General features: G+C 28.7%; 24 protein-coding genes. 22 read left to right on the forward strand and 2 right to left on the reverse strand.

The annotated features are described in order from the left end of the window. Nucleotides 1-292 precede the first annotated feature (292 nt). The 3 genes from HCG70_RS00445 to iadA are packed head-to-tail and all read left to right on the forward strand — an operon-like array spanning nucleotide 293 to nucleotide 2,549. Nucleotides 293-829 (forward strand): chromate transporter, encoded by a 537-nt coding sequence (locus tag HCG70_RS00445; protein WP_042402526.1) that lies wholly within the window; start codon nucleotides 293-295, stop codon nucleotides 827-829. Beyond that, nucleotides 829-1,353 carry a chromate transporter gene (locus HCG70_RS00450; RefSeq protein WP_042402522.1) on the forward strand — a complete coding sequence of 175 codons (525 nt, stop codon included), beginning with the start codon at nucleotides 829-831 and terminating at the stop codon, nucleotides 1,351-1,353. The genes HCG70_RS00445 and HCG70_RS00450 overlap by 1 nt, the downstream gene beginning before the upstream one ends. Nucleotides 1,354-1,376: 23 nt before the next feature. Beyond that, nucleotides 1,377-2,549, forward strand: coding sequence for a beta-aspartyl-peptidase (gene iadA, locus HCG70_RS00455; RefSeq protein ID WP_221697336.1), 1,173 nt, complete (start codon nucleotides 1,377-1,379; stop codon nucleotides 2,547-2,549). Nucleotides 2,550-2,587: 38 nt separating this feature from the next. Here the strand turns inward: iadA and HCG70_RS00460 are convergent, their stop codons facing one another. Both HCG70_RS00460 and HCG70_RS00465 read right to left on the reverse strand, forming a co-directional pair. Next, nucleotides 2,588-3,163 (reverse strand): cell wall hydrolase, encoded by a 576-nt coding sequence (locus HCG70_RS00460; protein WP_042402515.1) that lies wholly within the window; start codon nucleotides 3,161-3,163, stop codon nucleotides 2,588-2,590. A gap of 73 nt (nucleotides 3,164-3,236) precedes the next feature. Beyond that, nucleotides 3,237-4,256: a hypothetical protein gene (locus HCG70_RS00465; RefSeq protein ID WP_042402511.1), complete on the reverse strand. Its 1,020-nt coding sequence runs from the start codon at nucleotides 4,254-4,256 to the stop codon at nucleotides 3,237-3,239. Nucleotides 4,257-4,439: 183 nt separating this feature from the next. Here HCG70_RS00465 and cdaA point away from each other — a divergent pair, with 183 nt between their 5' ends. From cdaA to HCG70_RS00560, 19 genes are all read left to right on the forward strand, one after another. Continuing rightward, nucleotides 4,440-5,294: a diadenylate cyclase CdaA gene (gene cdaA / locus HCG70_RS00470; RefSeq protein ID WP_042402506.1), complete on the forward strand. Its 855-nt coding sequence runs from the start codon at nucleotides 4,440-4,442 to the stop codon at nucleotides 5,292-5,294. After that, nucleotides 5,264-6,541, forward strand: a complete 1,278-nt coding sequence (locus HCG70_RS00475) for a YbbR-like domain-containing protein (RefSeq protein WP_042402502.1) — start codon at nucleotides 5,264-5,266, stop codon at nucleotides 6,539-6,541. The genes cdaA and HCG70_RS00475 overlap by 31 nt, the downstream gene beginning before the upstream one ends. A gap of 62 nt (nucleotides 6,542-6,603) precedes the next feature. Continuing rightward, nucleotides 6,604-8,205: an NAD(P)/FAD-dependent oxidoreductase gene (locus tag HCG70_RS00480; RefSeq protein WP_042402500.1), complete on the forward strand. Its 1,602-nt coding sequence runs from the start codon at nucleotides 6,604-6,606 to the stop codon at nucleotides 8,203-8,205. Between the two features lie 437 nt (nucleotides 8,206-8,642). After that, nucleotides 8,643-9,551, forward strand: coding sequence for a phosphate butyryltransferase (gene ptb, locus HCG70_RS00485; RefSeq protein WP_042402499.1), 909 nt, complete (start codon nucleotides 8,643-8,645; stop codon nucleotides 9,549-9,551). Between the two features lie 24 nt (nucleotides 9,552-9,575). After that, on the forward strand, nucleotides 9,576-10,643 hold the full coding sequence (buk, locus tag HCG70_RS00490) for a butyrate kinase (RefSeq protein WP_042402497.1): 1,068 nt from the start codon (nucleotides 9,576-9,578) through the stop codon (nucleotides 10,641-10,643). 137 nt (nucleotides 10,644-10,780) lie between these two features. Continuing rightward, nucleotides 10,781-11,584 carry a lytic transglycosylase domain-containing protein gene (locus tag HCG70_RS00495; protein ID WP_082423946.1) on the forward strand — a complete coding sequence of 268 codons (804 nt, stop codon included), beginning with the start codon at nucleotides 10,781-10,783 and terminating at the stop codon, nucleotides 11,582-11,584. Next, on the forward strand, nucleotides 11,574-11,996 hold the full coding sequence (locus HCG70_RS00500) for a YaaR family protein (RefSeq protein WP_055292394.1): 423 nt from the start codon (nucleotides 11,574-11,576) through the stop codon (nucleotides 11,994-11,996). Before HCG70_RS00495 ends, HCG70_RS00500 begins: the two co-directional genes overlap by 11 nt. 44 nt (nucleotides 11,997-12,040) lie before the next feature. Next, complete coding sequence (locus HCG70_RS00505) at nucleotides 12,041-12,355, forward strand: FliM/FliN family flagellar motor switch protein (protein WP_042402492.1); 315 nt, start codon at nucleotides 12,041-12,043, stop codon at nucleotides 12,353-12,355. 142 nt (nucleotides 12,356-12,497) lie between these two features. Continuing rightward, nucleotides 12,498-12,767: a flagellar biosynthesis anti-sigma factor FlgM gene (gene flgM / locus HCG70_RS00510; RefSeq protein WP_221697339.1), complete on the forward strand. Its 270-nt coding sequence runs from the start codon at nucleotides 12,498-12,500 to the stop codon at nucleotides 12,765-12,767. A 2-nt stretch (nucleotides 12,768-12,769) separates the two neighbouring features. Continuing rightward, nucleotides 12,770-13,180 (forward strand): flagellar protein FlgN, encoded by a 411-nt coding sequence (locus HCG70_RS00515; protein WP_221697341.1) that lies wholly within the window; start codon nucleotides 12,770-12,772, stop codon nucleotides 13,178-13,180. Between the two features lie 15 nt (nucleotides 13,181-13,195). After that, entirely contained in the window at nucleotides 13,196-14,491 is a 1,296-nt protein-coding gene (gene flgK / locus HCG70_RS17290; RefSeq protein WP_260457707.1) for a flagellar hook-associated protein FlgK, read from the forward strand. Between the two features lie 14 nt (nucleotides 14,492-14,505). After that, nucleotides 14,506-15,435, forward strand: a complete 930-nt coding sequence (locus HCG70_RS00525; RefSeq protein WP_221697342.1) for a flagellar hook-associated protein 3 — start codon at nucleotides 14,506-14,508, stop codon at nucleotides 15,433-15,435. Between the two features lie 16 nt (nucleotides 15,436-15,451). Continuing rightward, nucleotides 15,452-15,829 carry a flagellar assembly protein FliW gene (gene fliW, locus HCG70_RS00530; RefSeq protein WP_221697343.1) on the forward strand — a complete coding sequence of 126 codons (378 nt, stop codon included), beginning with the start codon at nucleotides 15,452-15,454 and terminating at the stop codon, nucleotides 15,827-15,829. A gap of 1 nt (nucleotide 15,830) precedes the next feature. Continuing rightward, on the forward strand, nucleotides 15,831-16,043 hold the full coding sequence (gene csrA, locus HCG70_RS00535) for a carbon storage regulator CsrA (RefSeq protein ID WP_195953814.1): 213 nt from the start codon (nucleotides 15,831-15,833) through the stop codon (nucleotides 16,041-16,043). A 9-nt stretch (nucleotides 16,044-16,052) separates the two neighbouring features. Then, nucleotides 16,053-16,433: a flagellar export chaperone FliS gene (gene fliS / locus HCG70_RS00540; RefSeq protein WP_221697344.1), complete on the forward strand. Its 381-nt coding sequence runs from the start codon at nucleotides 16,053-16,055 to the stop codon at nucleotides 16,431-16,433. An 11-nt stretch (nucleotides 16,434-16,444) separates the two neighbouring features. After that, on the forward strand, nucleotides 16,445-17,950 hold the full coding sequence (gene fliD / locus HCG70_RS00545) for a flagellar filament capping protein FliD (RefSeq protein ID WP_221697345.1): 1,506 nt from the start codon (nucleotides 16,445-16,447) through the stop codon (nucleotides 17,948-17,950). Between the two features lie 10 nt (nucleotides 17,951-17,960). Continuing rightward, nucleotides 17,961-18,284 carry a flagellar protein FliT gene (locus tag HCG70_RS00550; protein ID WP_195953811.1) on the forward strand — a complete coding sequence of 108 codons (324 nt, stop codon included), beginning with the start codon at nucleotides 17,961-17,963 and terminating at the stop codon, nucleotides 18,282-18,284. Between the two features lie 103 nt (nucleotides 18,285-18,387). Next, complete coding sequence (locus HCG70_RS17615; RefSeq protein WP_221697346.1) at nucleotides 18,388-19,662, forward strand: flagellin; 1,275 nt, start codon at nucleotides 18,388-18,390, stop codon at nucleotides 19,660-19,662. Between the two features lie 84 nt (nucleotides 19,663-19,746). Beyond that, entirely contained in the window at nucleotides 19,747-20,457 is a 711-nt protein-coding gene (locus tag HCG70_RS00560) for a hypothetical protein (RefSeq protein ID WP_221697347.1), read from the forward strand. Nucleotides 20,458-20,530: the final 73 nt, after the last annotated feature.

Genomic DNA, 20,530 nt, shown 5'->3' on the forward strand with positions numbered 1-20,530 from the left:
CATTGGCGGTTCTATTTTTTTATTTATGTTGTATATGAGTTTTATAATTGCTTTCATGAATTTAATTTTAAGAATTATAAATAACATTTGAAAACTTATTTTTTAGAGCTTTATTAATATTTATATTGTGCTAAGTTTTGTTAAATTTAATAGTAATAGAGTGATATATATTGAAAGATAATTACCAAAAATTATATAATTTATTAATAAATAATGATTCGAATTGTTGAATTTAAATAATACATAACTTAAATACAGTAATAAAATATAAACGAAGGAGTTGAAAGGAAGGGTGAAAAAGCTAATAGAATTATTTATATCTATATTTAAGATTGGTGCATTCACTTTTGGTGGTGGATATGCAATGATTCCATTAATAGAAGAGGAAGTAGTTAAAAATAAGGGATGGTTAAGTAAGGAAGAGTTTGTTGATATATTAGTTGTTGCACAGAGTTTACCAGGGGCATTAGCTGTAAATACGTCTGTATTTTTAGGATATAAAATAAGTGGAATATTTGGAGCAATTACTGCATTATTAGCAGTAGTGTTACCATCATTTTTTATTATATTGTTGATAGCTATGTTTTTTATGCAGTTTAGAAGCAATTATTATGTTAATGCAGCTTTTAAAGGAATAACAGCAGCAGTTCCCATATTAGTGTTAATAGGGGCGGTTAGTCTAGCAAAGGGATTAGAAAAGAATAGTAGAACTGTAATAACAATAATTATATCTTTAGTGGTTTTAATGTTTTTTGATATTCATCCAGTAATAGTAATAATAATATCTGGAGTATATGGGGCTATATTCTTAAGGAAAAAGGTGAACTAATGGAAATATTAATTAAATTATTTTGGGCATTTTTAAAAATAGGAACATTTAGTTTTGGTGGTGGGTATGCAATGCTACCATTCATCCAAAAGGAAGTAGTAGAAAGTAATGGATGGATATCAATGTCTGAGTTTACCGATATAATTGGAATATCACAAATGACACCTGGCCCGGTGGCTATTAATTCGGCAACTTTCGTTGGATATAAGATAGATGGAGTATTAGGAAGTATATTTGCAACTTTAGGTGTAGTCACAACATCTTTCATATTAGTAACAATTATAAGTAAAATATTAAATAAGTTTAAAGAGTCAGAGGTAATTAAAGGGGCTTTACTAGGTATGAGGCCTGTACTAATTGCACTGATAATATATGCATTTATAGATTTGGCAAAAGAAGTATATATAGATTTAAAAAGTATAATAATAACTTTGATAATAGGAGTTATATTATTATCTAAAAAGGTTCATCCCATATTAGTAATAGTTATAGCTGCAGTTTTAGGATTAATTTTTTATTTATAGTTATACTTAAGGAGGATTTTAATTTGATTACAGTTATTAAAAATGTAAATGTATATGCCCCTGAAAAGCTAGGTATAAAAGATATTGTCATAGTAAGTGATAAAATTGAGGGAATATATGATAATGTGAATGTTCCAAATGATTTTGTAAATATAAGTATAATAGATGGAAAAGGAAAGATATTATTTCCAGGTTTTTTAGATTCGCATGTTCATATTATTGGTGGCGGTGGAGAAGGTGGATTTAAGACAAGAACTCCAGAAATATCAGTAATTTCATTAGTTGAATCAGGAATAACTACGGTAGTTGGTTGTATAGGAACCGATGGAGTATGTAGAAATATGAGAGCCTTAATTGCAAAAGCTAAGGGATTAGAAGAAGAAGGAATAACAACATATTGTTATACAGGCTCTTATGAAATACCGGTAAAAACTATAACTGAAAGTATTAAAGGCGACTTTATGATGGTTGATAAAATTATTGGCGTTGGAGAAGTTGCATTATCAGATCATAGAAGTTCTCAGGCAACATATCAAGATTTTGTAAATGCTGTTGCTCAAGCTAGAGTAGGAGGAATATTATCAGGAAAAGCAGGTATTGTTAATGTTCATTTGGGAGATGGTGCAAGAAGATTAGATTATTTATTTAAAGTAATAGAAGAAACAGAAATTCCACCAACTCAGCTTTTACCAACACATATTAATAGAAGTGATAAGTTATTTGAAGTTGGAATTGAATATGCTAAAAAAGGTGGATTTATTGATTTGACAACAAGCTCAGATCCAAGATATTTAGAACCAGGCGAATTAAGAGCTGGAGAGGGATTAGCTCTTTTATTAAAGAATGGAGTAGATATAAAACATATAACATTTTCTTCTGATGGAAATGGAAGTATGCCTATATTTGATGATTCAGGTAAGTTAGTTGGGTTAGGAATATGCTCAGTTCAAACTCTTTATAGAGAAGTTAAAGATAGTATAAATGAATATAATGTACCTATAGAAAAGGCTATACAAGTAATTACATCAAACGTGGCAGAAGTTTTAAAGTTAGATAATAAAGGACGAATTGAATCAGGCAGAGATGCAGATTTAGTAATGGTTGATAAAGAAACATTGGATATTGATACTGTAATCGCAAAAGGAAAAGTATTAGTAAGTGAAGGAAAAGCAATAATAAAGCCAACTTTTGAATAAAATTTAAGGGTTACCATGATGGTAACCCTTTCTTTATGCTACAAAGTGAAAAATAAGTGTTGTCCTATACTAATTACATTATGTTTTTCTACACTTTGCATCCAGGAACAAGTAGCTATATCAGGATTATAGAAAAATACAGCATCTCCTGTAGGATCATTTCCACTTAATGCATCATAAACAGCATCAAAACATTCTTGAGTTGGTTCAACGTTAATTTGACCATCAACAATGCAAGAAAAAGCTCTAGGTTGATATATAACACCTTCAATTGTGTTAGGAAATCCACTGTTAAGAGCTCTGTTTAATATTACTGATGCAACAGCAACTTTACCCTCATAGGGCTCACCTTTACTTTCAGCATATACTACTTGAGACATTAAATAAATATCTGATTGTGTTAAATAAAGCATTTGATTATTTTCTTTAAAAACTTCTACGTAATCTTCATCAGATAAATTTATATAGTTATTTGTGTTACTTTCTAAATTTGCTAAATTGTTCTCTAATATTGTACTTGCGCTTACTTCAACATATGAATTATATAAGCTTAAGTCAAGTGCTGAAAGGGATAGTGTTAGTATAATACAAAATAAGAATTTTCCAAATTTCATAATAAACCTCCTTTTGGAATAACCCAATCGAGATTTATTTTACCCAAAAAATTTTAAATAATACAAAACATTATCAAAAAGAGTTTAATAATGATTCAAAGGAAGTTTTTACATCTTCATATTTAGAAAATGCATTTTCATAATATTTATCTATATTTTTTTTATTATCTTCATATGATGAAGATGATTTTTCATAAATAACTGCAACTTTAAGGGCATTTAAATAAGTAGAATATAATGAAAATGTATTATTTACAGAGTTGTAATAAGAAATACAACCTTCTGGTATAGAAGAATAATTAAAATCATTTTTTATTACGGTTAAAGTATCTTCCTTTTTCTTTATATCATCAAGTATTACATCTAATGAGCGATTATCTTTTCTTATTAATTTTATTGCAGGTTCTAAGTCTTCTAATAAATCAGAAAAACTATTAGTACATTTAGTAAGTTTTTCAATATAGGCATTATATTGATTAGTTTTTATAGAGTCTTGTTTATTCAATTTATCAATTGTATTTAAATAACCAATTAAGTTATCAAAAAAAGTTTCACTATCTTCTGGTAACTCTAAAGAAAATCCATAAGGAGATAATTCAGCATAGCTACTATTACAAGCTTCTTTTAATACTAAAATTTGTGAAGTAGTTTCAGGAGCTGTTAAATTACTTGTATATGATAAAACTTCAAGACAGTATTTATAAAGATTCTCTGTATTTTCTATACAGGATGTAAGCTTTGGAATTATTTCAGGAGTTTCATTATTAGCTACAACTGTTGAAGCGACCTTTTCTTTTAATGCACTTAATTTACTTAAATCATCACTCAATATGCTTGAAGCTGATTTAGTATTTACTGTTACTCCACTAATACAGTCTTTTAAAGTAGAGTTAATGGAAGAAAGTTCAGTAACATAAGGTTCAAATTCTTTTGATGAAGTGTCTGTAATAATTAATCCATTATTACTTAAGGTTTGAATAGCATTATTATTTTTATATAATAATATCATCATAGTAGATGTTACAATTACACCTATGCTTAAAGTAATTAAGAATATTTTATTATCAGATAATGTTTTTTTTATATTTTCCAAAAAAAATTCACATCCTTTAAGTATAATTACAATTTAAATATTATGAAGAAGTCATTTTATATAATTTATATTAAGAAAAAAAGAAATTATACTTAAATGAAATATTAAAAATAAAATAATAATATTTTAACAATTATTATTATAGTGTATAATTTAATTAGTAAATTTATGGTGGTGGATTAGATGCAAAACTTTATTACAATCGTAATGAATTCACTAAAGAGTATGTCAGTTACTGCTGTTATTGATATTTTAGTAGTAGCATTTATATTTTATAAAGGATATATGTTAATTAAAGAAACAAGAGCTGAGCAGCTATTGAAGGGAATAGCATTTATTATTATATTGATACCAATTAGTTCTATTTTAAATTTGAGCATGCTATATTTTATACTAAGCAAAACTTTAACAATTGGAATAATATCTGTTGTAATAATATTTCAACCTGAAATTAGAAGAGCTTTAGAGCATTTAGGTAGAAGTGCTTTTGAAGATAAGCATGGACTTGTTGATAAAGAACAGAGAAATATATATGTAAATGAAATTGTTAATGCTGTATCTAATTTAGCAGAGACAAAAACAGGAGCATTAATAGCAATTGAACAAGGAACAGGGTTAGGAGAGATTATTTCTTCAGGAACCATTATTGATGCAAAAATTACTGCAAATTTATTAGAAAATATATTTGTAGTCAATACTCCACTTCATGATGGAGCTACAATAATAGGTAAAGATAGAATAGTAGCTTCTGGATGTGTTTTACCGTTGACTAATAATCAAGAGATAAATAAAAAATTAGGAACCAGACATAGGGCAGGAATAGGACTTTCAGAAATATCTGATGCTTTAGTTATTATAGTATCAGAGGAAACAGGAACTATTTCTTTAGCTATAAATGGACGTTTAACAAGAAATTATGATAAAGATAGATTGAGAAGTATCTTACTAAAGATAATGGATCATAGAGAAGAGAAAAATGTTAAAACTGCTGGCAAGAAGGTGAAAACATGGATAACTGGAATAATAAACAGAAAGTAATAGTTCAATTAGTATGTATTTTGCTATCTTTAGGCTTATGGATTTACGTAACTAACATTGAAAATCCAATAAAGTCTTATGAATTAAATAATGTGCCAGTAGAAATATTAAATTCAGATAGTTTAAAAGATACAGGATTAGCGTTAGCTCCAAATCAAAATTTTTATGTGAAGTTAAAAGTTGAAGGTAACACTCAGGATTTATTTAGTATTGATAAAAGTGATTTTAAGATAACAGTGGACTTAAGTGAATTTGTACTTAAAAAAGGTGAAAATAAGATTGCTGTAAATATTAAAGAAGCTCCAAGTACAGTAAAGATTAAAAATAGTAGTGGGCTAACAATTACAGTTAATACTGAGGAGTATTCTACAAAAGAAGTACCTGTAAAATCAGAGATTAACGTTATATCAAAATCTAGTTATTATGTTGCAACTCCAGTATTTAGTCCAGAAACTGTAGTAGTATCAGGACCAGAATCTTTAGTTAATAAAGTTACTAAAGTAATTGCTGAAGGTGAAGAAAGTAATGCAGTAAAGACAATTGTGAAAGACTACATTATATCAGCGGTAGATGACAATGGTAATGAGGTTACAGGGGTTCAATTATCACAAAAATGGGTTGAAGCAACTATTGAAATTAATGAAGGAAAAACAGTTCCTATAAAGATAAATACAACAGGAACATTACCTAATGGCTTAAGACTAAAATCAATATCATCTGATACAACTGAAATTGGAATAACAGGACCAGAAGAGATTTTAAATAATGTAAGTGAAATTGGAACAGAGGTAATTGATTTATCTGGAATAAAGGATTCAACTACTGTAGAGGTTGCATTAGGAATACCAGATGGGATATCAATCCATAATGGCGAAAGCTCTATAAAAGTTAATATATCAATAGACAAGGCCCAAACCAAGGAGTTTACAATTTCATACTCAATTGTAGGAACAACAGCAGAGGGGTTGACTATTATACCAGATTCAGATAAGGTTACAATAACAGTTTCGGGTTATGCTGATGTATTAAATAGTCTAACAGAGGCAAACTTTGCTGCAGAATTAGATGTTTCAGAATATACTGAAGCTGGAGAATACACTAAAGTACCTACTGTAAATTTAGTTGGTGTAGATAATGTTAATATAGATAGCGTAAGTGAAGTGAAATTAACTATATCTAAAGATTCGCAGACTAGTACTAATGATCCTAATACCAGTACAGGAAATACAGAAGAATTAAATCAATAATTTATCATTAAGGTCAATCTAAATATTTGGATTGACCTTAATGACCAATATGAGGTGAATATATGACAATAAGAATAAATAATCTAAGCCTTAGTTTAGATGATGACATAAGTTTATTAAAGAAAAAAGTAAGTAAAAAATTAAGAATTTCAGAAAAAGAAATTGAAGATTTAAGAATAGTAAGAGAAAGTATTGATGCTAGAAAAAAAGATAATATTAAACTTACATATGCAGTTGAAATTAATCATAAGGATGAAGAAAAATTAGTTAATAGACTTCATGATAATGATGTTAGGGTTGATGTATCTAAGTATGAGCCAGATGTTGAACCAGGAAGTGAAAAGCTTAATAATAGACCAGTAGTAGTTGGACTTGGACCAGCAGGATTATTTTCAGCATTAATGTTAGCTCAAAAAGGTTATAAACCATTGGTGATAGAACGTGGAGAAGATGTTGATAAAAGAACAGAGACTGTGGATAAGTTTTGGAAAACTGGCGAACTTAATTTAGAATCAAATGTTCAATTTGGTGAAGGGGGAGCAGGTTCATTTTCAGATGGGAAGCTTACTACTAGAATTAAGGATAAAAAATGTGACTATGTTTTAGCAGAGCTTGTTAAAGCAGGGGCTCCAGCAGAAATAAAATATGAAGCAAAACCACACGTTGGAACAGATATATTAAAAGATGTAGTAAAAAATATAAGAAAACAAATAATTGCTTTAGGTGGAGAAGTTAGATTTTCTTCTAAGCTTGAATATATAAAAAGCAATAACGGAAAAATAAAAAGTATAATTGTAAATGGTGATGAAATACCATGTGATGCACTTGTTTTAGCATTAGGTCATAGTTCAAGAGATACATATGAAATGTTACATAAAATAGGGATATTTATGGAACCAAAGGCATTTGCAATTGGTGTTAGAATTGAGCACCCACAAGAAATGATTAATGTTGGTCAATATGGTAAGATGGCAAGTCATCCAAGATTACATGCAGCAAGTTATAACTTAACTTATCAAAGCAAAGATTTAGGAAGAGGAGTATATTCATTCTGTATGTGTCCAGGTGGAGTAGTAGTAGCGGCTGCTTCAGAAGAGAATAGATTAGTTTCAAATGGTATGAGTTATCATGCAAGAGATAAGGCTAATTCAAATTCTGCATTAGTTGTAACTGTTGGACCAGAAGATTTTGAAGGAACTTCAGTGTTAAGAGGAATGGAATTCCAAAGACATTATGAATCATTAGCTTATAAAGTTGGTGGAGGTGGATACAAAGCTCCAGTTCAATTATTAGGTGATTTTGTTAATGATAGAAAATCAACTAAATTAGGAGCAGTTATTCCAAGTTATGAACCAGGTTTTGAATTTGCAGATATGAGAGAGTGTTTACCTTCTTATGTTGTTGATGGAATTAAAGAAGGTGTAAATAATTTTGATAGAAAAATTAAGGGATATGGTAGAGAAGATGCTGTCTTAACTGGTATTGAAACAAGAACTTCAGCTCCAGTTAAAATAACTAGAAATGAAAGATTAGAAAGTATTTCTCTAAGCGGCTTATACCCATGTGGAGAAGGCGCAGGCTTCGCCGGAGGAATCGTATCTGCAGCAGTAGATGGAATCAAAGTTGCAGAGAGAATTATAGAAAAATATAGTGCAATACAGTAGTATTAAAAGCAAGATATTTTAAAAGTTAATGTTTGTGCTTCAAATGGAAATAGTATGATTTTAGATGTAAGTAGATTTTATTAAGCGATATTAAATGAATACTGCCTCTAAAAACAAATTGGAGTATTTACATTAAGATAGGAAAAAAGAAAAAAAGTAGATGTGTGATTGGAAGGAATATTATAATTGAGTTTTAGAATTTACTCCAATAAGGATATAAATTCTTAACGAAATTATACTAATTCCTGAAAAAATACATCTGCTTTTTTTCGCACTCCCATGGTTAAAAATTTAACATGAAATTTTCTGAAAATTTAGGTTTTTATGAAAAAGTTTGATAAAATAGAATATAAGGTAAATATTTCATTTAATTTAAAAAAATATAAAAACTTACTAAATAGGGTTATTGGGAAATGAAAATATAGGAGAGGTGTAACATGAGTAAAAGTTTTGATGATTTATTAACTAAGTTAAAGGTTGCAAAAACAAAGAAATTATCAGTAGCAGTGGCACAAGATGAGCCTGTTTTAGAAGCTGTTAAAGCTGCAAAAGATAGAGGAATTGCAGAAGCAATTTTAGTAGGGGATAAAGATAAGATTGAAGAAGTTGCTGCAAAAATTGATATGGATTTAACTGCTTTTGAAATAGTTCATGAAGCTGATGTAAAAAAAGCTACATTAAAAGCAATTGAATTAGTATCAAGTGGTACAGCGGATATGGTTATGAAGGGACTAGTTGATACAGCTACTTTTTTAAGAAGTGTATTAAATAAAGAAGTTGGACTTAGAACAGGAAAGTTAATGTCACATGTATCTGTATTTGAAGTTGAAGGAATTGATAGATTAATTTTATTAACAGATGCTGCATTTAATACTTATCCAGATTTAAAGCAAAAGGTTCAAATTATAAATAATTCAGTAATGGTAGCAAAAGCTTGTGGAATAGAAAATCCAAAGGTTGCTCCAGTTTGCGCAGTAGAAGTTGTAAATCCAGATATGCCAGCAACTATAGATGCAGCATTATTATCTAAGATGAGTGATAGAGGACAAATTAAAGGGTGTATAGTTGATGGACCTTTAGCTTTAGATAATGCTTTATCTGAAGAAGCAGCACATCATAAAGGGGTAACAGGACCAGTAGCGGGAAAAGCAGATATATTAGTACTTCCTAATATAGATGTTGCAAATGTTATGTATAAGTCTTTAACTTATACAGCGCAAACTAAAAATGGTGGTATATTAGTAGGAACATCAGCTCCAGTTATTTTAACTTCAAGAGCAGATAGCTTTGAAACAAAGGTAAATTCTATTGCATTAGCTGCATTAGTATCAGAGGGTAGAAAGTAATATACTTAGGGGGTATTGAGAATTATGGCATATAAATTATTAATAATTAATCCGGGTTCAACATCAACTAAAATAGGAGTTTATTCAGGTGAAAAGGAAGTTTTAGTTGAAACATTAAGACATTCATCAGATGAAATAGCTAAATATGATACTATTTTTGATCAAAAAGGATTTAGAAAAGAAGTTATAATGAATGTTTTAAAAGAAAATAATATTGATGTAAATTCATTAGATGCAATAGTAGGAAGAGGTGGAATGCTTAGGCCAATTCCAGGAGGTACTTATGAAGTTACTGATAATTTATTAGAAGATTTAAAGGTTGGAGTATCAGGACAACACGCGTCTAATTTAGGTGGAATATTAGCAAATGAGATTGCAAAAGAAGTTGGAATAAGGTCATTTATAGTTGATCCTGTTGTTGTAGATGAATTACAAGATATAGCTAGAATTTCAGGTGTTCCTGAATTACCAAGAAGAAGTATTTTTCATGCATTAAATCAAAAAGCAGTTGCTAAAAGATATGCAAGGGAAAATGGAAAAGGATATGATGATTTAAATCTTGTTATAGTTCATATGGGAGGCGGAGTATCTGTTGCTGCTCATAAGGATGGGTTAGTTATTGATGTAAATAATACTTTAGATGGAGACGGGCCATTTTCACCAGAAAGGGCAGGATCAGTTCCAGTTGGGGATTTAATTAAGTTATGCTTTAGTGGAAAGTATACTCAAGCAGAAGTATATAACAAGATAGTTGGTAAGGGTGGCTATGTTGCATATCTTAATACTAATGATGCTAGAGATGTATTAAAAGCTAGAGAAGAAGGAGATGAATATGCTTCATTAATATTTGATGCATTTATTTATCAAGTTAGCAAAGCTATAGGGGAAATGGCTACTGTTCTTAATGGAAGAGTAGATCAAATCATTTTAACTGGTGGAATAGCGTATTCACCTGTAGTAGTTAATGAAATTAAGAAAAGAGTTGAATGGATCAGTGATATAACTGTTTATCCAGGAGAAGATGAATTATTAGCATTAGCTCAAGGTGCTATTAGAGTGCTTGATGGAGAAGAAGAAGCAAAGATATACTAAAATTAAAATAATATAATCGCCTTTGGAATTAATTCAAATTTTGAATTGATTCTAAAGGCGAAATTTTTTATGTAATACTATTAATTTATATAATTACTATCCGTATAATTAATATAATAACGTTTCGGGGTGATTAAATGTCAAATAATATACAGGGTTTAAGTGATATATATAGTATTTTACAACTTTATGGTATAAATAGTTCTAGTAGTACAAACTCATTAAGTTCAACTAGTTTAAGTAGTTTAACTAATTCAACAAGTAAATCATCACTAAATGATTTAAGCAGTCTTTCAAGCTTAGGATCAGTTTTAGGTACAAGCTCTAATTCAAGCTCTAGTTCAAGTGCATTTAACATAATGCTTACTAGCTTACTTAGTGCTATAAGTGAAAAAAACAAGTATGCAAAAACTGAGGCTGAAAAAGTTTCATTAGAGGGGATTCTAAGTACATATAATAGTTCGGTATTAAGTAGTGGAAGCACTAGTATAAATAATTACATTACTGCTGATGTGTCAAATTTAACTGTAGATGAAAGAATAGAAAATGCAGTAGAGTTATATTCAAATCAACATGGAGTAGATTCAAATTTAGTAAAAGCAATAATAAAAGTAGAATCAAATTTTGATCCTAATGTTGTATCTTCAGCAGGAGCAAAAGGACTTATGCAACTTATGCCAGAAAATTGTAAGGCATTAGGTGTAGAAGACCCATTTAATATAGAACAAAATATTGAAGGTGGAGTAAAACATATAAAAGAATACATAGATAGATATGATGGAGATATTGAAATGGCACTAATGGCATATAATGGTGGACCTACTAGGATGATGAACAGAGGTGTTACATCAATAGATGATATTTATAAAATGCCAAAAGAAACCCAAAATTACGTTCCAAAGGTAATGAGTTATTATAGAGGTTTTACAAATGGAAATTAGAAGTATACAACCAAGTAGAAATATTGAAGTTAAAGATAAGACTGTTTCTGCAAGAAGTGATTTTTCAGAGAGTTTTATGAAATCATATAAGTCTGCTACTAAAGAGGAACTAGAAAGTTATATAAAAGACATAAAGAAAAAAGGCAATAAATTAATATTAAGTAAAAGTTATATTGATGTTAAAAATTATAAGTCAACTATTAAAAATTATTTAAAGGCAGTAGTAGATTATACTTATATTTTAAATAAGAATATAGGTTTTTGGGAAAATCAATATTACTCTACAGTAGAAACTATTAATGAGCAATTAGAAAGCTTAACTAATGAGTTATTAAGTGAAGAAAAAGAAAACTTGGATATATCATCAACAATTGATACTATACAAGGATTACTAATAGATATTTATAAATAGATATAAGAAATTAACCTTAAAAGTCGTAAAAGGAAGTGTATAAAATGAATACAATGCTTAAAGAAAATCTATATGAAGTAGAATTTGATGATTTAAATAGAAAAGAAGTAGAAAGTTTTGAAAATAATAATTCTATATTAGGCGCTAAAGTAGATGTAAGTGTTACATTAGGTAAATGTAAGAAGAGCATTAAAGATATATTAGAAATAAAAGAAGGAGATGTTATTTGCCTAGATAAGACTATAGATGAAGATTTAGATATTTATGTTAATGATAAATGTGTTGCTACTGGTGAAAGTATAAAGATAGAAGATAAAATATCAATAAGAATAACAAATTTTAAAAAGTGTGAAGAATAGGAGTCTAACAAGGCTCCTTTTTGATTTATTAACAATAATATTTATTATTCTAATAAATTTTGTGGAAAGACTAAATATAATTGTGGATAAGCCGATAATTATATTTATAGGTATGATGTAAAAAAGTTAAATGGAGGTAATTATGAAAATAAACTCTATAATGGCAAAGAATATGATAAATGCGTATAGTAAGCAAAAACAATATGTAAAAGCAGATATAGGAAATAAGCAATTAAAGGATAAAGTTGAAATATCAGAAGATGCTAAATATTTAAGTAAGATAAATAATGATAATGAAAATATAAATTTAGATAAAGTTAATGAAATAAAACAAAAGATAAAAGAAGGAACATACAAGGTTGATGCAGGAAGTATTGCAAAGGGGATGCTAAAGAATATTAGAGGAGAATAAAAATGAATTCAGAATTAAAATTGGTTATTTTTGAAGAAAAGAAGATATTACAATCTTTACTAGAATTATTAGATGAACAATATAGCTTGATTTTAAGTAAAGATATTATTGGGTTAGGTAAAATAGCTGACAAGATCGAAGAAGTTGGTAAAAACTTAGCTGCTAGTGAAATAAAGAGAAGAAAAATTGTTAGTGAAGAGGAATTTAATAATTTTATTAAAAACATTAATGATGAGCATATTAAAGGTGTTTATGAAGAAATTAAAAATCTTCTTAATAATTTACAAAATCAAAAAGATACTAATAATACTTTAATAAAGCAAAGATTATTTTTTACTAATAAGATGATTAACGTTATAAAGCCATCAAAAGGAATAGGCACATATAATTCTTATGGAAAAGTAGGGCGATAAATAGGAGGAGAAATTATGGCAGGGTTATTAGGAACTCTTAATACGGCAAAGTCAGGAATGAATGTAAGTCAAGTTGCAATACAAACAACTTCACATAATATAAGTAATATTAATACACCGGGTTACTCAAGACAAAGGGTAAGTCAAACAGCAAGTAGTCCATATAGTAATCCGGGATTGAATAGTAGCTTGGGTGCAGGGCAAATAGGTACTGGAGCTCAAATTAATGATGTAACGAGAATAAGAAATAGTTTTTATGATTATCAGTTTAGAAGTGAAAGTCATGAGTATGGAAGTACTAGTGTAAAGTATGATTATTTTAAAAATATTGAAAGTATATTTAATGAACCATCAGATTCCGCCATATCTTCTACTTTAAATAATTTCTTTAATAGTTGGAATGAATTATCTAAGGATCCTGAAAGTGCAGGAGTAAAAAGTGTTGTATTAGAAAATGCTAAGTATTTAACTAATAGTATTAACAATGCTTTTGGGAAATTAGAAAGTTTAGAAGAAAGCTTAAAATCTCAGCAAGATTATATAATGGATGAAATTAATTCAATGTTATCGCAAGTTGAAGAGCTTGATAAGAATATTAAGATTGTCCAAGGAACAGGAAAATCACCTAATGATATGATGGATCAAAGAGATTCCATTTTAGATGATTTAAGTTTTAAGTTAAATATAAGCGATAAAGATGTTCAGAATTTATTAAAAGAAACTTTTGATAAAAACGGTAAAGTTACTTTAGAAGATCTAGAGAATTCAGGGCTTAAGATTTCAGGAGAATTAGAGGGTACAACTTCTATGTTAAAGGAAATAGAGGGATATAAGGATAGTTTAATAACATTATCAAATACAATTATTGATGCTGTAAATACTGCATATAAAGCAGGAGATGATACAAAGCCTAGTATATTTGTAAAAGAAGATAAAAAGCTTATTTCAATAAATAAGAATATTACTGAGGATTTAGATAGTTTTAAAATAGATGCAGATACAGCATTAAATTTATATAATTTAAAAACAGAAAAAATAAATATTAATGGAAAAGATATGACTATAAATACTTTCTATAACAATGTAATACAAGAATTAGGACAATCATCTGCAGCTGTTATAAGAGATGAAAGTAATCAAAGTAAGCTTTTATCCAATATAGATAGTTCAAGAAGTAGCGTATCTGGAGTTTCTTTAGATGAGGAAATGATAAGTTTAGTACAACTTCAACATACATATAATGCAAATGCAAAAGTAATGTCGACAATTGATTCATTATTAGATGTTGTTGTAAATGGACTAGTTAGATAAAAGGAGAGAAAACTATGAGAGTAACTAATGGAAATATGATGAGTAGTTATCTAAAGGATATTCAAAATAATCTTCAAAGTATGGATAAATTAAATACTCAAATGAATACAGGTAAGCAAGTTAATAAAGTATCAGATGATCCACTTAGAGCTGTAAAGATAATGAATTTGAATAATGAGATAGCTGATATTGAAAAATATAATTATAATGCAGATGAAATTACAGGTTGGCTTGATATGACTGATGAAGCATTAGATACAGTAGGAACACTTACTAGTGAAATAAAAACTCTTTTAACATCTATAAGTGGAGCTTATGGGAAAGATGAAATAAAAGCTATTCAAACTAATGTTAATGAAAAAATTAAGCAAATTGGTGAAGCTTTTAATACTACATATGCAGGAAAGTACATATTTGGTGGAAGTATAACTGATGAACAACCAGTAAAAATAACAACTGATGAAAATGGAAATATTAAATTAAGTATTAATAATTCAGAAAAAGAAGGAATAAATGCTAATTTAAGTGCAGCTGTATCTAATGGAATTAAAGTTGATTATAACTTAAATATTAATCAAGTAACTAATTCTGGAAAAGGAGATGGTACTAATAGTGCTATCAATATGTTTGAAGAGTTATCAGTAGCATTAAATACTGAAGAAGTTGATATGGATGTTATTGGTGATTTATCTAAAAGATTAGATTCTTATTTAAGTGATGTTTTAAATAATAGATCTATAATTGGTGCAAGAACTAATACTGTTCAAGCTATAAAGGATACTAATGATGAAAATGTACTAGAAATGAAAGGTGTACTTTCTAATATTCAAGATGTTGATGTTGCTGAAAAGTATATAGAATTACAAGAAGCACAAATGGTATATACTGCAAGCTTACAGGTAAGTTCTAAATTATTTAAGACAACAATATTAGATTATATCTAGAATAGGGGATATTAAGATGGAAATAACATTTAAAAAGGGGTTACCGGGATTTGAATGCCTTAAGAGTTTTATTATTAAGGATTTAAATGGTAATGAAAAGTTTAAGATATTAGAATCAAAAGAAGGTGAAGTTAGTTTTGTAACTACAAGTCCTTTTGAAATTTATAGTGAGTATGAAATTAACTTAAATGATGAAACTATAAAAGAATTACAAATTGATAAGCCAGAGGATGTTCTTGTTTTAAGTATTATTACTCTTGGTAAAACTTTAGAAACTAGTACTATGAATTTACAAGCACCTTTAGTTATTAATATTAAAAATAATTTAGGAAAGCAATATATTATGCAAAATAGTAAATATGAAACAAAGCATCCTTTGATAAGGAGAGATTAGAATGTTAGTTATTACTAGAAAAAAAGATGAATCATTATTAATTGGTGATGATATTGAGATAAAAATAGTTAAGGTTGAAGATGGTAGTGTAAAGCTAGCAATTTCAGCACCTAGGGATGTTACGATTCTTAGAAAAGAAGTTTTTGATAGAGTGAAAGAGGAAAATAAGGAAGCTACAAGTGGTGATTTAGACATTTTAAAGCTGCTTAAATAGGAGGACATAATGTATAACGGAAATCCATATAATGCATACAAACAAAATACAGTAAAGATGGCATCAAAGGAACAATTACTTTTAATGCTTGTTGATGGTGCTGTTAAGTATACTAAGATTGCAAGACTTGCTATTGAAAGGAGGGATATAGCAAGAGCTCATACTGAACTTGTAAGGGTTCAAGACATTTTTACTGAACTTATGGTTACTTTAGATAGAAATGCGGGACAAGCATATGAAGATTTATTTAGAGTTTATGAATATATAAAATCAAGATTGGTACAAGCTAATATAAAAAAGGATGTAGCAATTATTGATGAAGTTTTACCGCTTATTGAAAATGTAAGGGATACTTGGTATGAGGTAAGTAAAAAAGCTAAAGGATTATAGGAGGGTGTTGAATGACTACGATTAATTCTAACAGAATAACAGGACTAGCTACTGGTATGGATATTGATGAAATGGTAACAAATATGCTTACTGGTGAGCAAAGTAAGATTGATAAGGCAGAGCAAAAGAAAACAACACAAACTTGGCAACAAGAAATTTATAGAGATGTTATTACAGATGTTAAAGGGCTTTATGATAAGTATTTTAGTGCAACATCATCTGATTATATTTTAAGTAGTAAAGTATTTACTAATATGACTGTAAGCAGTTCAAATAGTAGTGTTATTACAGCAACAGCAAGTGCTGGAGCTAGTAGTGTTAATTATAAGTTTGAAGTGTCACAACTTGCTACTGCACCAAAATTTAGTAGTACTAAAGATGGATTAGCTAAGACTAGCAATTTAGGTGATTTAGGATTAACAGGAGAAACTACGTTTAAGATTAATTATGGTGAAGAGTCAAGTGAAATTACTATAGATAAAGATGATACTATAGAATCATTAATTAGTAAAATAAATGCAAGTACTGATGGTAAGATTAAAGCATCATTTAGTGAGATGACAGGTAAATTTTCTATTGAATCAACAACAACAGGTTCAGAGAGTAAATTACAAATAATAGGTGAAAGTACTGATGAAAGTGGAACTGCTAAAGGGGCATTAGAGTTTTTAGGTATTGGGAATAGTGAAGTTTTAGGAACAGATTCTAAGGTAAATGTTTTTGATAGTTCTGGAAATATAATAAGAGAAGGTATGACTAATTCAAGTAATACATTTACTTTAGATGGAATTACATATACTTTAAATGGGACAACTAATGCAAATGAAACAGTAACTTTAACATCTACTCAAGATACACAATCAACTGTTAATACTATGAAGGCTTTTAGTGAAGAGTACAACAGTATGTTAGATAACATATATAGTTTAGTTACAGAAAAGAAAAACACTGACTATGATCCATTAACAGATGCTCAAAAGGAAGAAATGAGTGAAACAGAAATTGAAAAGTGGGAAGAAAAAGCTAAGGCTGGTATTTTGAGAAATGATAGTGGATTAAGAAGCTTCGTTGAAGATATGAAAACAGCAGTTTATGGTTCATTAGGTGATTTAGGAATAAGTCTTAGTGACATAGGAATAACTTCAGTTTCAGATTACAACAAACCAGGGCAGCTTGCTTTAGATGAAGAGGTATTTACTAAGGCTTTAGAGGAAAATGGAGAGTTAGTTTATAAGGCAACAACAGCTGCTTTAGAAAAAATAAAGACTGTAACTTATAACTATGCAGGAAGTTCAGCAAGTGTATTTGCTAAAAAAGCTGGTATAGAAAAAACATCTACAGCAGTTAATAATATTTTCTCAGAACAAATTAAAAAGCAAGAAACAAAGATTAAAGAGTTAATAACTAAAATGGAAGAAAAGCAAGAAGCATTATATGCAAAATTTGCATCTCTTGAATCTAGTATGAACACTTTAAATTCTCAAATGAGTTATTTAGTTAGTAGTTTAAGTAGTTAGGATGATATAAATGATTAATAAGTATAGAGGTATTTCGGAAGAGATATTTAATATGATTAATGTTGAAGAGTTTGACCATATTAAGCTCGGTGAAAAGTTACAAGAAAGACAGATTATTATTGATAATTTAAAAGAAGATGAATTTGAAAAATTCGGACAGGCTTATAAAGAAAGTGGACTTTACAAGTTAGATGGAGAAATTAAGGTTAAGCTTAGAGAAAGAATAGTAGAAGTGAAAAAAGAATTGCAAGAGTACAAAGCAAAAAGAATGGTTAATACGGCTTACACTAATATGAATAGAAATAATTTAAATATTTTTTATAAAAAAGTATAAAGTATTAGAGAAGTTAGTCGATAAATAAAAACATAGGGCAAGAAGTCCTAAAAAAATAAAAGACATGGATGTCGAATACAAAAACTAGGGAGAGTGCAAAACTATGAGAATCAATACAAACTTAAGTGCTATGACAGCATTAAACAACTCAACAAAAACAACTGCTTTAGCAAGCAATTCAATGGAAAAATTATCTTCAGGATTAAAAATCAACAAAGCTGGAGATGACGCTGCAGGATTAGCTATATCAGAAAAAATGAGAAGCCAAATCAGAGGATTAGATCAAGCTTCAGAAAATGCTCAAGATGGTATTTCAGTAGTTCAAACTGCAGAAGGGGCTATGGAGGAAATTGGAAATATAACTCAAAGAATGAGAGAGTTAACAGTACAAGCATCTAATGAAACAAATAATGTAGAAGACAGAGAAAAGATAACTACAGAATTAAAGCAATTACATTCAGAAATAGATAGAATTGCAGAGTCTACACAATTTAATGGAAAAACACTTTTATCAAATACTGTTAAAGGAAGTGCCGAGTTAAATGGAAAAGGATTAGAAGGTGCTATAAACGGGCTTTCAAATTTTGATAAAGTAGTTGATACTAATGGAGAATTAACACCACTTTCAGGATTAATAAAAGGTGGAAGTATAGAATTAACAAATGCAGATCCTGCAACAAGTGATGATTATAGTCTTGTTATAAAAGATAAAAATGGAGAGGTTATCGCTACTGCTGATGCTGTAGCAATAGATAGTAATGGAGATATTACATTTGAATTATTAGATGCAGAAGGTAATGAATTCCAGGAGAGACAAGGTGATAATTCAGTAGAAGATATAGTTAATAAAGAAATAACTATAAGTGTAAGTAATTTCGAAGAGTTAAAAGGAAATGCTTTATTAGACGGAAATAATACTGTTAAAATAAATATAGAAGGTAAAACAGAAGATTTAAAAATGGATTTACAAGTTGGAGCAAATACTGGGGACTCTGAAAAGTTGACAGTTAATATAGCAAATATGTCAACTAATGCATTAGGATTAAAAGAAACAGATATAGATGATATATTAAATTCGGATTTAACTAAAGGTACTGAAGCTGCTAAAAGTTATATAGATAAATTAGATGAAGCACTAAAAACAGTTAATACTAATAGAGCTAGTTTAGGTGCATACCAAAATAGATTAGAAACAGCTCAATCTAACTTAACTACTTCAAGTGAAAATTTAACCGCAGCTGAGTCTAGAATTAGAGATGTTGATGTTGCAGCTGAAATGATGAATTTATCTAAGTTAAACTTAATAAATCAAGCAGCTCAAGCTATGATGACTCAAGCAAAATCTCAACCAGAAGGTGTAATGCAATTATTAAGATAGTAAATATCTTAAAACATAAGGATAAAGCGAATGCTTTATCCTTTATTGCTATATTGAATTAAAGTTCAATAGGGAGGCACCAATATGATTAGGGTAGATAATGATTTGATAAGTAAAGTAGATACTATAGATTCATCAAATAATGTGAATCAATATCTAAACATAAAGCTTCAAGAAGAAAATAATGCAGAGAAAAAAACTACAACTACTACAAAAAAGACTAATAATGATATTTATCAAACTATAAGAACAAAAGCAAGTATTGTTAATAGTGACCAAAGAGGAATACAAGATAGAATATCGGAGATTCAATCTCAAGAGCATAAGATTGAGACTATAGAAAGTACTTTGAAACAAGCTAAAGCTGAATATGCTCAAGCAATTAAAAATGGACAAAAGGAAAATGTTAAGCAGAAAATAAAAGTAAGGCAAATTACTAAACAAATAACTGATTTGAAAAATCAAACAAAAGATAAAGTTCAACATCAGGAAGAAATAAAGAGTTATAGTGAAGAATATATACAAGATGAAGAGAATATAGTTGATAAAATCAATGAGATATTAAAAAAGATAAATAGTACAAAGAGTAAGCTATTGCAATACAAATCTGAACTTATTAAGTTGAGTCTAGATATTGAAAGTAATAGAAGAAAAATTGTGGCTCAGGAAAATGAGATTAAGATGCATTTAGATGATAGCGAGTATATTATTAATGGGGTAAGTATAAACAAATATGATTATACTGATTTAGTTGGAAATATTAGTACAGGAATTGTTATTGATATTTATATATAAAGAAAAGTTATTAAATTAAAGTTCATTATAATTATTTTATAAATTATGGTTTATATAGAGGTTTAAAGTTAGA

Source organism: Clostridium sp. K04 (genome assembly GCF_019734375.1).
GTDB classification, from domain to species: Bacteria; Bacillota; Clostridia; order Clostridiales; family Clostridiaceae; genus Clostridium; species Clostridium saudiense.